Consider the following 14,633-nt stretch of genomic DNA (forward strand, 5'->3'; position numbering starts at 1 on the left):
CGCGCATCACTTTGTGTGATTACTTGAGATTTTTGTCATCTCGACATACAAAATCGTTCTCATCCCCACTCATCTCATCTCATCAGCAGGCGACTGGAGAGCGTTCCCGCCATGACCGACGGCCTCTCCGGGTCCGCGACCGCCGCGTACACCCGGATCTACGAGGAACAGCACCCGCGCCTGGTCGCGTACGCGCGCTCCCTCACCCGGAACTCCTGGACCGCCGAGGACCTCGTCGCCGAGGCGCACTTCCGCGTGTGGCGGCGGCTGTCCGGGGGGCACGAGATCGACAACGTACCGGCGTATCTGATGACGACGGTGCGGCATCTGGCGACGACGGCGGGCACCACGGCCACACGCGAGACGCCCTTGGACCCGACGGCCCCCGAGCGGGCCGAGGCCGAGATCAGGGTGGTCGGACCCCGGTCGGCCGACGCCTCCGACCCTGCCGAACAGGTCTCCTCCGTCGATCTGTTGGTCCGGGTACTGGGCCAGCTGCCCGAGCGGTGGGTACAGGCGCTGTGGCTGGCCGAGGCGGAGGGGGAGCCGCTGGAGACCGTCGGACGGCGCATCGGCGCCAAGCAGGGCGCGACGGCCGTACTGCTGCACCGGGCGCGCGAAGGGATGCGCCAGGCGTTTCTGCGCGAGCAGCCCGGTGCGCCGATCGATCCGGCGTGCCAGGTGCGTTGGGGGCGCATGCCGGCGTATGTGCGCGGTACGGCGACCTCGCGCCAGTCCGCGCAGTTGCTCGGCCATGTGGACGCGTGCGACGACTGCCGGGCGCGGCTCTCGGTGCTGATGCGCACGAACGACCGGCTGCCCGCGCTCGTCGGTCCGGCACTGCTGGTGTTCGTGGTGGGCGGCGGCGGGGGCAAGCTGCTGCTCTCCCTCACGGCGGGCTCCACCGGTACGGCCGCCGTGCTCGGCGGGGCCGGTGGCGCCGGGGGCGTGGGAGGCGCCGGCGGGCAACTGCTGCACGCGGTGCGGCAGGCCGTGGGCGGCGGGGCGGGTGGCGTGAAGGTGCCCACCGTCGCCGCGGTCGGGGCGGCCACGGCTGCCGCCGCCGTCGTGGCCGGGATCGTGCTCGGGCCTCTCGACTCCGGTACGGCGCCCGCGCGACGCGAGCCGGTCGCCCAGGCGCCGGGGCCACGGATGCCCGAGGCGCGGTCGCCCGAGGTCGTGGAGCGGCGGAACGCGGTGACGGACGCGGTGGTCTCGCCCCGGGGAGCGGTGCCTTCCGACCCGGTGGTGGTGCTGGTGGGGGACGACGGCGGTAGGGGTGCGGGGGGTTCCGGGAGCGATGACGGTGACAGTGACAGTGGTGGCGGGGACCCGCAGCGGCCGGAGGTGACCGTCCCCGAGGGCCCGGACGCGGAGGTGCCCGGGACCGGGCCCGTGGTCGAGGAGCCCGCGGTGGAGGAACCCGGCGTCGAGGAGCCGGGTGAGGAGGAGCCCGGCGGCGGTTATCCGGGGGCGGAGCAGCCGCCGGCCGAGGAACCGGTGGCCGAGGAACCGGTGGCCGAGGGGCCCGGTTCCGGCGAGCCGTCCGTTCCCGAGGAGGGGCCCGCTGAGGCACCGCCAGTGGAGGAGGCACCGCCCGTGCAGGAGGAGCCGCCCGTGGAGGAGCCCCCGGTCGAAGCGCCGCCCGTCGAAGAGCCTCCGGCCGAAGCCCCGCCCGTCGAAGAGCCCCCCGCGCCTGGTCCGCCGGAGGTTGTCGAGCCTGCGCCGGAGGTGCCTGTTCCTCCTGTGGAGCCGCAACCGGAGGTGCCCGGGCCCGGGGGCGACTGCTGACCACGGGACGGAGGACCGGCGCGGCGACCCGTGCCGAGGGACGACGGGAGACACGACGGGAGACACCTTTGCGGGACGGATTCACCGATGGGTTCTTCACACGGCTGGCGCACGACGCGCATCCGGTCGACCTGATGTGTCTCTATCTGCTGCACGGCTCGGTCGAACGGATCCCCGGCCTGCTGGTCGATCGGGAGACGCTGTCGTTCGAGTATCTGAGTCAGCATGTCCGCACCGCGAACCGCTCCGGCCACGGCGACGCGCACACGTTCTCGCTCGCCATCAGGAGGAAGGTCCGGGGGCGGCCGTACGGCTTGGAGTTCAGGGTCCACTTCATCGACGGTGAGCCCTACGCCGACGCGCTGATCCCGTTCGGTGCCGCTGTCGACCTCCCCCGGTTCCTGCACCGCTTCCGTGCGCGCTACGCCTCGGGGGGCGCTCCGGGCGACTGGGACTTCGACGTGTACACCGACGTGCGTGATCTCCGCGAGAGTGTCGTGGCGTTCGGCAACCACCGCCAGATCTGGTTCCAGGTCAACCGCGGTCCGGTGGTGGCCGGCCGGTCCCGGCCGATCACCGGGAGCCGGGGCCGGCTGGTGACCGGCCGCCTGCACGGGAACGGGTTCGGGACGAACGCCTCCCCGCCGAACGCGGGAAGCGCGATGTTCCCCGACCACCACGCCCGCGTCGAGGGCACCTCGGCCGAGGCCCGGGCGTACCGGCGCTACGTGGCCGGGCTCCGCGGCCCGCTGCCGCTGCGGGCCGGCCGGCCGTAGGCCCCGGCTTCGGCACCGCCCCCTACCCCCCGTACGGCCGCCGGCGCTTGGCCTCCCGGAGGGCCCGGCCCCACCAGGAGAGCTGGTCCAGCATGACCCGCGCGGCGGCGTCCGGGGCGGACGGGTCCTTGAGGTGACCGGAGTCGTCGAACGCGGCGTGGGCGTGGTGGAAGGAGACCGTGTCGCGGACGGTGGTGGCGTGCAGCTCGGCGAAGACCTGCCGGAGGTGCTCCGCCGCGCGCAGCCCGCCCGACATCCCTCCGTAGGAGACGAGCGCGACCGGTTTGGCGCGCCATTCGTGGAAGTGCCAGTCGATGAGGTTCTTGAGGGCCGCCGGATACGAGTGGTTGTACTCGGGGGTCAGCACGATGAACGCCTCGGCCGCCGCCAGCCTCGGGGTGATCTCGGCCAGCCGTGCCGTGGCCCCGGGCGTCGGCTCGAACGTCGTCGGGAGGTCGGCCTCGGCCACATCCACCACGTCGACCTCGAAACCGTCGTGCTCCCGCACCCGGTCCAGCAGCCACTTGGCGATCACCGAGGCGAAGCGGCCCGTGCGATTGCTCCCGATGACCAGCGTCACCCGCACCGGGGTGTCGGCCTGAGCGGGTGCTTCGGTGTGGGCAGAAGTGTGTGTGTCGGTCTTCATGGCGACCACCCTCGTACCTCGACTCGACTTGAGGTCAAGTCCTCGCGGACAACGGCCCGCCCTCCTCCGTCACCCGTTCACACCCCCGCCCTCCGACCATCGCGTTCTCTCCCTCGCCGCGCCCATCCCAGCCCTGTGACCTGCCCAAACGCCTCTCCCTCCGCTCCCCTCCCCCTTCCCCGGTGCTCACCCACCCCCCTTTCTGACGGCTCATCAGGAAGCGCTCGGGCCGGTCAGCCACTTACCTCGGAAGGGAACGGAGGACTCTCGGAGGAGGCAGCACGATGCGACATACCGCCCGGCCGCTGACCGCAACCGCCCTCGCCCTCACTCTCGCGGCCTTCGCCGCCGCCCCCGCGTACGCCGCCGCGGGCACCGGGCGGCTCGAACTCTCCCCCACCGGTGTCGTCCCCGGCGACGAGGTCACCGTCCGCACCGCCGCCTGCGGCACGGGCGGTACGGCCACGGGGGACGCCAGCGCGGTCGGCGCCGGCTCCTTCTCCCTCGCACCCGGCGACGGGAAGGAACGGCTCGACGGGCGGTTCGAGGTACCGCCGAGCGCACAGCCGGGGACGTACGAGATCGTCGCGACCTGCGGGAACGGTGGCCGTCGGGTCACCGGCGACCTGGTGGTCTCGCTCACCGGCACGCGGACCGCGCCGCCGGCGTATCCGAGGGGAAGCGTGAAGACGGGGGTCGGTGGCGCGCTCGGTCCCGACCCCGTGCAGACCGCGGCGGGTGTGGCGGCTCTGGCCGTCGCCGCCGCGGGCGGTACCTGGCTCCTGCATCGCCGGGCGAGAGGCGACGGGATCTGACGGACACCCTCCGCTGTCCGTCCGCCGGTACCGCCGTCCCCACCCCTCCGGGCCCGACGCCCCTCGTGGCCCGGAGGGAGGGACAAGACAGATGAAGAGAAAGGCCCCGCACGGCCCCGGAGGTGGCTGTGGAGGGTGAGGAGGTTCTCGTGCGTCGGGTCGCCAACTCCGTCATAGCCGGGGTCACCGTCGTGGCCCTCTGTTCCGGCGTGTGGCTGCTGCACAGCGGCACCGCGTCGCACGCGCCGCCGCAGCCGTCGGCCGCACAGGCCCATGTCCCGCCGTCCGGTCCGGGGAATCCGTCCGGCCCGGCGGTCCCGTCCTCCGGTACGACGGCCCCCGGCGAGACCGCCGCCGTCCCCCTGCCGCCCTCTCCGCCCGACCGCATCCGGATCCCCTCCATCCGTGTGGACGCGCCGCTGACGGGGCTCGGGCTCACGCCCGCCGGCAGCCTCGACGTTCCGCCCGCCGAGAAGGCGAATCTCGCGGGCTGGTACGAGGCCGGCACGACCCCGGGCGAGCGGGGCACCTCGATCGTCGCCGGGCATGTGGACAACGCCGACGGGCCCGCCGTCTTCTTCCGGCTCGGCGCGCTGCGGCGGGGCGCGACCGTCGAGGTGGACCGGCGGGACGGCGGGATCGCGGTGTTCACGGTGGACGCGGTGGAGGTGTACGACGCCCGGGACTTCCCCGACGCGAAGGTGTACGGCGCGGCGGCACGGCCGGAGTTGCGGGTCATCACCTGCGGCGGCGGGTACTCACGGGCGACCGGCTACCAGGGCAACGTGGTCGTCTTCGCCCACCTCACGGGCAGCCGCCCCGCCTGATCACCACGAGAAGCGCCGGGCGCCGCGGCCCCTGTGCGCCCCTCCCTCACGCCACCCACTGCTCGTACCCCATCTTCGCCACCAGCGTGAACACCACCGTCAGCAGGACCACCCGGACGAAACCGCTGCCCTTCTTGAGGGCCGTACGCGCGCCCACCGTGCCGCCGACGAGGTTGAAGACCGCCATCAGGGCCGCCAACTGCCAGTACACCGTGCCCTTCCAGGCGAAGGTGGCGAGGGCGCCCGCATTGGTGCAGCAGTTGACGATCTTGGCGGTGGCGGAGGCGGTGACCAGGTCGAGGTGGAGGACGGCGGTGAGGGCGAGGACCAGGAACGTACCGGTGCCGGGGCCGACGAGACCGTCGTAGAAGCCGATGCCGACGCCCGCGAGGCCGATCGCGGCGAGGACGCGGCGCGCGGAGACCGGGCCCGTGCCGGGGGCCGTGCCGAAGGCGGGACGCAGGATCACGAAGGCGCCCACGGCGACGAGGACCACCATGACCACCGGCTTCAGGATCTCGGTGCTCATGCCCGCGGCCACGAACGCGCCGGCCGTCGAGCCCGCCAGCGCCGCCAGACCGATCCGTACGGCGATCTTCACGTCGACCGGGGTGCGGCGGGCGTACGTCACCGCCGCGCCCGTCGTGCCGACGATGGCGACCGCCTTGTTGGTGCCGAGCGCGTACTGCGCGGCCGAGGCGCCGTTCGGCAGGCCCAGCAGGAGGGTGGGGAGGAGCAGGAGCCCGCCACCGCCCACCACGGCGTCGATCCAGCCGGCCGCGAGGGCGGCGGCGCAGAGGACTACGACCATGGTCAGCGATATGTCGGGCATGATCGCGACCCTATGCGGCGGGATAGGTGTGCTGTCCATCGACCTGAGGATCTTCTGAGCTTCGGCGGCACGCGCCCCCGGCCGCTGCCTCTCTCGTCGGCCCGTAGCCGCCCGCTCGCCCCGTATACGTGCACATGACCGCCGTATCGCCAGGTCAGCAGCGTGATCGAGGCCGTCCTCACACCCCACCCGGCTCTTCCGGAAACCCCTCACACCCCGGTCGGGGCCGCGGGGAGGGCAGCGTTCCCCGTGGGAAACAGACGTGATGCGGTCGGGTAACACCGGCACCGCACGCTCAGGGGCATGACCTCGAATGAGCGTGTGGTGGTGATCGGCTCCGGCCTCGCGGGTGTACGTCTCGCCCGGCGGCTGGGAGAGCTGGGCATGCCCGCCACGCTGGTGGGCGAGGAGGAGCACACACCGTACAACCGGGTGCTGCTCGCCGAAGTCCTGGCCGGACGGTACGCGCCCGAGGTCATCGCGTTGCCCGCCCCCGCCGAGCCGACCCGGCTGACGCGCGGCCGGGTGGTCCGTGTCGACCGCGAGATGCGAGCCGTACATCTCGCGGACGGCACGGAGATCGCGTACGACCGGCTGGTCCTCGCGACCGGTTCGAACCCGGTGCTGCCGCCGCTGCGCGGCCTGTGGGACCCGGAGCGGCACGAGTTCCCCGACGGGGTGCACGCCTTCCGGACCATGGACGACTGCGTCGGCCTGTCGAAGGCCGTACGGCCGGGCGTGCGGGCCGTCGTCATCGGCGGTGGGCTCCTCGGGGTCTCCGCCGCCCGCGCGCTCGCCCTGCGCGGCGCGCAGGTGGTCCTCGCCCAGCAGGGCGAGCGGCTGATGGAACGTCAACTGGACCCGGCCGCCTCGAAGTTGGTCCGCCGGCATCTCACCGACCTCGGTGTCGAGGTGCACACCGAGACCCGGGTACGGGCCGTGCGCAGCGTCGGCGGGACCGTGCGGTCGGTGTCGATGGCCGACGGATACGCCCTCGACGCGGATCTCGTGGTCATCGCCTGCGGGGTGCACCCCCGGGTGGGTCTCGCCCAGGAGGCGGGGCTCGCGGTGCACAAGGGCGTCATCGTCGACGAGGAGCTGCGCACCTCCGACCCCCGTATCCACGCCATCGGCGACTGCGCCCAGTTCGAGGGCACGGTGTACGGGCTCGCCACCCCGGCGCTCGAACAGGCAGATGTGCTCGCCGAGTTGCTGGCGGGGAACGCGCACTCCCGTTACACCGGCACCCGCGCCCTGACCCGGCTGACGCTGGCCGGCGCCGACTTCCTCGACCTGGCCGCGTTCGGCGAGCCCGAGCCGCTGCCCGGTGACGACGTCATCCAGCTGGCCGACGCCACCCGCGGCACCTACCGCAAGGTCGTCGTCCGCGGCGACCGCCTGGTCGGCGGGGTCCTCGTCGGCGAACTCGGCACCGTGGGCGCGCTCGCCCGCGCCTGGGAGGGAGCGGAGCCGCTCCCCACGGACGGCGCTCCCCTGCTCCACCTGCTCACCAACGATGGAGGCTCCTGAATGTCCGCCACCCTGGGGGCCACCCCCACGATCGTGCTCGTCGGCCACGGCATGGTCGGCCAGCGCTTCCTCGAAGCGCTCGCCGAGCGCGGCCTGACCGCCACGCACCGCGTGGTCGTGCTCTGCGAGGAGCCTCGCCCGGCGTACGACCGGGTGGCGCTCACCTCGTACTTCGCGGGCAAGAGCCCCGAGGACCTCTCCATGACCGACATGGAGTTCATCGAGACGCACGGCATCGAGCTGTTCGTCGGCGACCCGGCCGAGACCGTCGACCGTGAGTCGAGGAAGGTCACGGCCCGCTCCGGGCAGGTCTTCGAGTACGACGTCCTCGTCCTCGCCACCGGCTCGTTCCCCTTCGTGCCGCCGGTCCCCCACAAGGACGCCGCGGGCTGCTTCGTCTACCGCACGATCGAGGACCTGCTCGCGATCGAGGAGTACGCGAAGACGGCCGAGACCGGTGCCGTGGTCGGCGGCGGTCTGCTGGGACTTGAGGCGGCCGGCGCGCTGAAGGGCCTCGGACTCACCTCACACATCGTGGAGTTCGCGCCCCGGCTGATGCCGGTGCAGGTGGACGACGGCGGCGGCGCCGCGCTGCTGCGGACCATCGAGGACATGGGTCTGAGCGTGCACACGGGTGTGGGTACGCAGGAGATCGTGGTCGACGAGGCCGGTGCCGTCACCGGCATGAAACTCTCCGACGGCTCCGAACTCGCCACCGACCTGGTCGTGTTCAGCGCCGGTGTCCGCCCCCGCGACCAGCTCGCCCGTGACTGCGGGCTGACGGTCGGCGAGCGCGGCGGCATCAGCGTCGACGAGCAGTGCCGGACCGTCTCCGACCCGCAGGTCTTCGCGATCGGCGAGTGCGCGCTGGCCTCCGACGGCCGGGTGTACGGCCTGGTGGCCCCCGGGTACGAGCAGGCCGAGACGGCCGCCGCCACGATCGCGGCGGACGAGGCGTCCTTCACGGGCGCCGACATGTCCACCAAGCTCAAGCTGCTCGGCGTGGACGTCGCCTCGTTCGGTGACGCGCACGGCGCGACCGCCGACTGCCTGGACGTCGTGTACTCCGACTCCCGCTCGGGTGTCTACAAGAAGCTGGTCATCGGCCGCGGCGGCGAACTGCTCGGCGGCATCCTGGTGGGTGACGCGGAGGCGTACGGCACGCTGAAGGCGTTCACCGGGTCGGTCCCGCCCGTCTCCCCCGAGTCGCTGGTCCTCCCGGCGGGCTCCGGCGGCGGCGCCCAGCTCGGCCCGTCCGCGCTGCCGGACGAGGCGATCATCTGCTCCTGCCACAACGTGTCCAAGGGCGCGATCCGGGGCGCGGTGACCGAGCACTCCTGCACCACCGTGCCCGAGGTCAAGAAGTGCACCAAGGCCGGTACGGGCTGCGGCAGTTGTGTGAAGGTGCTGGGCCAGCTGGTCACCGCCGAGCTGGAAGCCGGCGGCGTGGTCGTCGACAAGGGCCTGTGCGGCTGCTTCTCGCAGACCCGCGAGGAGCTGTACGAGATCGTCCTCGCCCTGCGCGTCAACACCTACCAGGACCTGCTGGACCGCTACGGCCGCGACGGGGCCAAGGGCGGCGACGGCTGCGAGGTCTGCAAGCCCGCGGTCGGCTCGATCATCGCCTCCCTCGCCCCGACCATCGGCGCGAGCGGCTATGTCCTGGAGGGTGAGCAGGCGGCCCTGCAGGACAGCAACGACCACTTCCTGGCCAACCTCCAGAAGAACGGCTCGTACTCGGTCGTCCCGCGCATCCCCGGCGGTGAGATCACCCCCGAGGGGCTGATCGTGATCGGTGAGATCGCCCGCGACTTCGGTCTCTACACGAAGATCACCGGTGGTCAGCGGATCGACATGTTCGGCGCCCGCGTCGAGCAACTCCCGCTGATCTGGACCCGGTTGGTGGACGCCGGCTTCGAGTCCGGTCACGCCTACGGCAAGTCGCTGCGGACCGTGAAGTCCTGTGTGGGCCAGACCTGGTGCCGCTACGGCGTCCAGGACTCCGTCCGCATGGCGATCGACCTGGAGCTGCGCTACCGGGGCCTCAGGTCCCCGCACAAGCTGAAGTCGGCGGTCTCCGGATGCGCCCGTGAATGCGCCGAGGCCCAGTCGAAGGACTTCGGCATCATCGCGACGTCGAACGGCTGGAACCTCTACGTCGGCGGCAACGGCGGCGCCACCCCGCGCCACGCGGACCTCCTCGCCCAGGACCTGAACGACACCGAACTCATCAGGCTCATCGACCGCTTCCTGATGTTCTACATCCGCACCGCGGACCGTTTGGAGCGCACCTCGACCTGGCTGGAGCGCATCCCCGGCGGCCTGGACCACGTCCGCGACGTGGTCGTGGAGGACTCGCTCGGCATCTGCGAGGAGCTGGAGTCCCTGATGACCGACCACGTCGCGCACTACGCCGACGAGTGGGCCTCCACCATCAACGACCCGGAGAAGCTGGCCCGGTTCGTGTCCTTCGTCAACGCCCCCGACACCCCGGACCCGGTCGTCGGCTTCGTCCCCGAGCGTGAGCAGATCAAGCCCGACCTGCCGCTGCTGTCCATCGGTCTGCGGCCCGCCGCCGCCGAAGAAGTCCTGGAAGGAAGTGCCCAGCGATGACCCTCGCTCCCGAGAAGACCGATGTGAAGGTCCAACTGCGGCTGGCGGACGGCTGGTTCACGGTCTGCGACCTGACCCTGCTGATCCCGGGCCGCGGTGTGGCCGCCCTCCTCCCGGACGGCGAGCAGGCCGCGCTGTTCCTCGACCGCGCGGGGAAGCTGTACGCCGTCGACAACCGCGACCCCTTCGGCGGCGCCGCCGTCCTCTCCCGCGGCCTCACCGGCAGCCACCAGGGCCGCCCCTTCGTGGCCTCCCCGCTCCTGAAGCAGCGCTTCGACCTGGAGAACGGGCAGTGCCTGGACGACGAGACGGTACGGATCACGGCGTACGAGGTGCGGGCGGCGTAGCCCGGACCTCCCCGCCCGTCACGCCTTCAGCTCCGAGCACCTGACCCCGGTCAGGTGCTCGGAGGCGGTCCAGAGGCGTTCGCCCGCCCGGTCGTCGAGAGTCCAGGGCGCCCGGGGCGACGGACGCGGGGCGCCCCACATCCCGAAGGCCGGGCCGATGAAGGAGTCGGGGCGTACGCCGGGGGCGGTCGCCGCGTACAGCGTGGGCAGGGCGCCCCCTTCGGGGGACTGGGCGAAGAAGCGGTTGCCGACGCGCATGAAGCGTTCGACGCCCTTGCGGCCCTCGGCGGCCGGCCCGGCCGTCTGGAGGTTGGTGGACGCGTACCCGGGGTGCGCGGCGGCGGCGACGACCTCCGAGCCGTTCGTCGCGAGCCGCCGGGCCAGCTCGTGGGTGAAGAGCAGGTTGGCGGTCTTGGAGCGGCCGTAGGCGAGCCAACGGCCGTACGGCCGCTCGCTGTCGAGGTCGTCGATGTCGATGTTCGCCCGCAGGTGCATGAAGCTGGAGACGGTCACGACGCGGGCGCCGGGAGTGCCGAGGAGCAGTGGCAGGAGCAGGCCGGTCAGCGCGAAGTGACCGAGGTGGTTGGTCCCGAACTGCGTCTCGAAGCCGTCGGCCGTGCGGCCCTGGGCCACGGCCATCACGCCCGCGTTGTTGACGAGCAGGTCCAGCCGGTCGCTCGCGCGGGCGTACGTCTGCGCGAAGTCCCGTACGGAGCCCAGGTCCCCGAGGTCGAGACGGATCAACTCCGCGCTGCCGTCGGGGACTTCGGCGGCCATCCGCTCCAGCGCGGCGGCGCCCCGCTCCTCGCTGCGGCAGGCGAGGACGACGTGGGCGCCGCGGCGGGCGAGTTCCCTCGCGGTGACGTAGCCGAGGCCGCTGTTGGCGCCGGTGACCACCGCGGTGCGGCCGCGTCGGTCCGGGATGTCGCGCAGGGTCCAGCCTGGCATGGCGCCGCCTTCCCGAGGTGTTTCCTGGGCCGGTTTCAGCGTAGACCGGTGGGGGGTGTTGTGGGAGGTGTGTCGGCTGCGGGTGGGTGGGGGCTGGTCGCGCAGTTCCCCGCGCCCCTGAAAAGCAGGGGCTGCGCCCCGTGCTTGTCAGGCCCGCAGGGGCCTGGTCTTTCAGGGGCGCGGGGAACTGCGCGAGAAGCCCCACTCGTCCGCGGTCGGCATCGGGCGGGTGTCGAGGTAGAACCACTCGGCGGTGGGCCCGGGGCCGGTCCCGGGACCGGGGCCGGGGCCGTGCGGCAGCGGGCCGGTGCCGCCGACCGCCGCCGTTCCGATCGTGGCGTAGTCCCACACCTCGGTCGACGCCGGCTCCGGCTCCCTCGACTCTGCCGGCTTCGTCGGCGCCGCCGGCTGCGTGAGGTCGGGCATCAGCAGTTCCACCCGCAGCCCGGCCCCCCGCTGCTGCGCCACGAACTCCTCGACCTGGTTGCGGCAGGCGTGGTCGAGGTGGGTGACACCGAGCAGGTCGAGGCGGATGCGCGGCTTGCCGGAGGCCGCCGCGTTCTCCAGCGCGTCTATCAGCTTCGGCAGCCGCAGGAACGTCGCGTTGCCCGCCATGACGACCTTCGCCGTGTCGTCCTCGATGTGCTGCCGGATGACGGTCTGCGACATCCGCAGCGCGGCCAGCACGATGCCCGCGGCCAGCCCGAACAGCACCCCTTCGAGCAGCGCGGTCGCCGTGATGACCAGGGTGGTCAGCGTCATCACCGCGAACTCGCCCCGGTCCTGCCGCCACATCTTCGGGAACTCGTCCGGCGCGAAGAGTTTCCACCCGCTGTGCACGAGGACACCCGCGAGCACCGAGATCGGGATCAGCGCCAGCACCTGCGGCAGCAGCAGCGCGAAGGCGAGCAGCCACAGGCCGTGCAGCGTACGGGAGAGGCGGGTCTTGGCCCCGGCCTGGACGTTGGCCGAGCTGCGCGCGACGACGGCGGTGATGGGCAGCGCGCCGAGCAGGCCGGCGATCGTGTTGCCCGCGCCCTGGGCGATCAGCTCGGTGTTGTAGCGGGTGCGCGGGCCGTTGTGCATCCGGTCCACGGCGGCGGCGGTGAACAGGCTCTCCGCCGAGGCGATCACGGTGAAGGTGAGGATCGCCGTGATGATCCCGGCACTGGCCAGCCCGGACAGCTGCCCCGGCCCCGGCACGTCCACGGAGGCCAGCAGATTGCCGACCTGGAGCGTCTTCACCTCGACGCCCGGCAGCGCGGCGACCGCGATCCCGATGCCGACGGCCACCAGCGCGGCCGGGACCTTCTTGACCGGCCCGGGCATCTGCTTCCACAGGAAGCTGAGCACGATCGTGACGATGCCGAGCCCGGCCGCGATGAGCGCCTGCGGGTTCGTCACGGTGTCGGCGATCAGCCCGGGGACACCCGCCATGTTCTCCAGCGGGGTGCCGGGCGCCTTGGAGTCGGACATCGGGTAGAGCTGGCTGAACATCAGCGGCAGGCCGATGCCCGCCAGCATGCCCTGGACCACGGCGAGGGAGATCGCCTGGAACATCCGGCCCAGCTTCACCAGGCCCAGCACGATCTGGAGGATGCCGGAGAAGAGGACGATCACGCCGAGCATCGCGACGCCGAACTCCATGACCGTCTCCGCGACGAGCGCCGCGAGACCGGCCGCCGGGCCGCTGACCTGGAGGGTGCTGCCGCGCACCGCGCCGACCACCAGGCCGCCGATCACCCCGGAGATGATGCCCAGTTCGGCGGGCACACCGGAGGCCACGGCCACACCGATACAGAGCGGCAGCGCGACCAGGAAGACGACGAGGGACGCGGTGATCTCGGTGCCGAAGTCGATGCGCCCGCCGCCGGAGGCGCCTGGGCGGGTGCCCTTGGCTCCGGGGGGCGGTGCCGATGCCGGTGCCGATGCCGGTGCTTCCTGCGGGAAGCCGGGGATGTCGGGGGCGTATCGGGGGGCGGCGGGGAACTCGCTGAAGGCGGCGGGGGCGGGGGCGGGGGCGGGCCCGGGGGTGCCCTGCTCGCGCCGGCGGCCGTGGAGACCGCTCATGAGCCGTGCACCTGGAAGCCGCCGTCCGCGTCCAGTTCATGGATCTTGCCGGTGTCGATCTCGTAGTACCAGCCGTGCAACCGCAGCCGTCCTGAGTCGAGTTGCTGCCGGGCGACCGGGTACTCGCGCAGGACCGCGAGCTGGTTGCGGATGTTGAGCTGGACGACCTCGCGCAGGGCGGGGTCCTCGGACTGCTCGGTGTCCCGGGCGGTGCCCGTGTCCCCGAGGACCGGTTCGAGCGCGGGGCGGGCGTAGTCGAGCCAGGCGTCCACCCTGGGCAGTCCGGACAGGTCGGCGCCGTACTTCAGCGCCCCCATCGCACCGCAGTGGGAATGGCCACACACCACGAGGTCCTGAACGCCGAGCACCTCCAGCGCGTACTCGATGGTGGCGGCCTCACCGGAGGCGGCCCCCTGCGCGTCATGTGCGTCGTGCGGGGGCACGATGTTGCCCGCATTCCGTAGCTCGAATATCTCGCCGGGCCGCGCCCCGGTGATCAGGGCGGGAATCACCCGCGAGTCCGAGCAGGTAATGAACAACGCCTCGGGAAATTGCCCGACGGCGAGTTTCCGGTATTCGTCACTCTCGAAGTCGACCCGCCGCTTGAACGACCGGGCGCGATCCAGCAACGCCTTCACCGTGCCTCCCTGAACTGGTTACGACCCGTTCTGACCTGCTCTTACGACCGTAGGGGGCCGATGACCAGAGGAAGGTTAAGCGAACACTAAAACGCCGCCAGATTTTCCACAGATTTCAGCCAGTCCCGCTTCCACGCAGGTCCGGCGGGCTCCGGCGACCGAATACAAGCGGTTTCTGAGGGTCATTTCACAATGCTTCGGATTCCCTGCGCGTTCTTGTTCGCGGTCTTGTAGCGTGGCGCCCCACAGCACGGGTCTCGTGTTGTCCCGACTTTCTGGAGAGACAGGCGGCCATGGGCGTACGAGTGCTGCTCATCGAGGACGACGAGACGATCGCCGAACCGCTCGCCGACGGGCTGCGGCACTTCGGCCTGACGGTCCACCATGTGGCCACCGGCACGGACGGGTTGAGAGGTCCGCACGGCGATGTCGTCCTGCTGGACCTCGGTCTGCCCGACATGGACGGCATCGACGTCTGCCGCGGCATCCGCCGGACCTCCGACGTCCCCATCATCATCCTCAGCGCACGCGGCGAGGAGGCCGACCGCGTCCTGGGCCTCGAACTCGGCGCCGACGACTACCTGGCGAAACCGTTCAGCATCCGCGAACTGGTCGCCCGTATACGCGCGGTGTCGCGACGCCATCTGCGACCGGGGGCCGGCGGGGGCGGGGTCACGGCCTCGGGCGATGTGGTGGCCGGGGTCGTGGTGGCCGAGGCGGGGGTCGGGAGGGCGGCCGTGGGGGGTGGTGTCGGTTTCGACGCCGGTGCGGATCTCGACGGCGGGGTCGGTGCACGTGCC

General features: G+C 72.1%; 12 protein-coding genes and 1 pseudogene. 8 read left to right on the forward strand and 5 right to left on the reverse strand.

The features are described 5' to 3' along the window. Positions 1–111 precede the first annotated feature (111 nt). Positions 112–1,791, forward strand: a complete 1,680-nt coding sequence (locus tag J8M51_RS02830) for a sigma-70 family RNA polymerase sigma factor (protein WP_267298937.1) — start codon at positions 112–114, stop codon at positions 1,789–1,791. Between the two features lie 68 nt (positions 1,792–1,859). Further along, positions 1,860–2,567, forward strand: coding sequence for a hypothetical protein (locus J8M51_RS02835; RefSeq protein ID WP_267298938.1), 708 nt, complete (start codon positions 1,860–1,862; stop codon positions 2,565–2,567). A gap of 22 nt (positions 2,568–2,589) precedes the next feature. Here the strand turns inward: J8M51_RS02835 and J8M51_RS02840 are convergent, their stop codons facing one another. Continuing rightward, complete coding sequence (locus J8M51_RS02840) at positions 2,590–3,213, reverse strand: NADPH-dependent FMN reductase (protein ID WP_216589588.1); 624 nt, start codon at positions 3,211–3,213, stop codon at positions 2,590–2,592. 284 nt (positions 3,214–3,497) lie between these two features. On the opposite strand from J8M51_RS02840, the gene J8M51_RS02845 reads away from it, so the two are divergent. Together J8M51_RS02845 and J8M51_RS02850 are read left to right on the forward strand one after the other, a co-directional pair. Beyond that, positions 3,498–4,028 carry a hypothetical protein gene (locus J8M51_RS02845; RefSeq protein ID WP_216591270.1) on the forward strand — a complete coding sequence of 177 codons (531 nt, stop codon included), beginning with the start codon at positions 3,498–3,500 and terminating at the stop codon, positions 4,026–4,028. 149 nt (positions 4,029–4,177) lie between these two features. Next, positions 4,178–4,855 (forward strand): class F sortase, encoded by a 678-nt coding sequence (locus J8M51_RS02850; protein ID WP_267298939.1) that lies wholly within the window; start codon positions 4,178–4,180, stop codon positions 4,853–4,855. 46 nt (positions 4,856–4,901) lie between these two features. Here J8M51_RS02850 and J8M51_RS02855 read toward each other — a convergent pair whose 3' ends face one another. Further along, positions 4,902–5,687 (reverse strand): sulfite exporter TauE/SafE family protein, encoded by a 786-nt coding sequence (locus tag J8M51_RS02855; RefSeq protein WP_216591268.1) that lies wholly within the window; start codon positions 5,685–5,687, stop codon positions 4,902–4,904. Positions 5,688–5,990: 303 nt separating this feature from the next. On the opposite strand from J8M51_RS02855, the gene J8M51_RS02860 reads away from it, so the two are divergent. The 3 genes from J8M51_RS02860 to nirD are packed head-to-tail and all read left to right on the forward strand — an operon-like array spanning position 5,991 to position 10,177. Further along, complete coding sequence (locus J8M51_RS02860) at positions 5,991–7,217, forward strand: NAD(P)/FAD-dependent oxidoreductase (protein WP_086755474.1); 1,227 nt, start codon at positions 5,991–5,993, stop codon at positions 7,215–7,217. Next, a complete protein-coding gene (nirB, locus tag J8M51_RS02865) occupies positions 7,218–9,830 on the forward strand; it encodes a nitrite reductase large subunit NirB (protein ID WP_086755473.1) in 2,613 nt (870 codons plus the stop codon). It abuts the gene before it with no gap. After that, on the forward strand, positions 9,827–10,177 hold the full coding sequence (gene nirD / locus J8M51_RS02870; RefSeq protein WP_086755472.1) for a nitrite reductase small subunit NirD: 351 nt from the start codon (positions 9,827–9,829) through the stop codon (positions 10,175–10,177). Before nirB ends, nirD begins: the two co-directional genes overlap by 4 nt. Before the next feature lie 18 nt (positions 10,178–10,195). On the opposite strand, the gene J8M51_RS02875 is transcribed toward nirD, so the two are convergent. The 3 genes from J8M51_RS02875 to J8M51_RS02885 all read right to left on the reverse strand — a co-directional run bounded on the left by J8M51_RS02875 (position 10,196) and on the right by J8M51_RS02885 (position 13,833). After that, on the reverse strand, positions 10,196–11,125 hold the full coding sequence (locus tag J8M51_RS02875; protein WP_216591264.1) for an oxidoreductase: 930 nt from the start codon (positions 11,123–11,125) through the stop codon (positions 10,196–10,198). 171 nt (positions 11,126–11,296) lie between these two features. After that, on the reverse strand, positions 11,297–13,195 hold the full coding sequence (locus tag J8M51_RS02880; RefSeq protein WP_267298940.1) for a SulP family inorganic anion transporter: 1,899 nt from the start codon (positions 13,193–13,195) through the stop codon (positions 11,297–11,299). After that, positions 13,192–13,833, reverse strand: a complete 642-nt coding sequence (locus J8M51_RS02885; RefSeq protein ID WP_086764343.1) for a carbonic anhydrase — start codon at positions 13,831–13,833, stop codon at positions 13,192–13,194. The genes J8M51_RS02880 and J8M51_RS02885 overlap by 4 nt, the downstream gene beginning before the upstream one ends. A 293-nt stretch (positions 13,834–14,126) precedes the next feature. Between J8M51_RS02885 and J8M51_RS02890 the strand changes: the two are divergent. Further along, a pseudogene (locus J8M51_RS02890) lies at positions 14,127–14,483 on the forward strand (response regulator transcription factor); the annotation flags it as partial. Between the last annotated feature and the right edge of the window lie 150 nt (positions 14,484–14,633).

The sequence above is a fragment of the Streptomyces griseiscabiei genome (assembly GCF_020010925.1).
Classification (GTDB): domain Bacteria; phylum Actinomycetota; class Actinomycetes; order Streptomycetales; family Streptomycetaceae; genus Streptomyces; species Streptomyces griseiscabiei.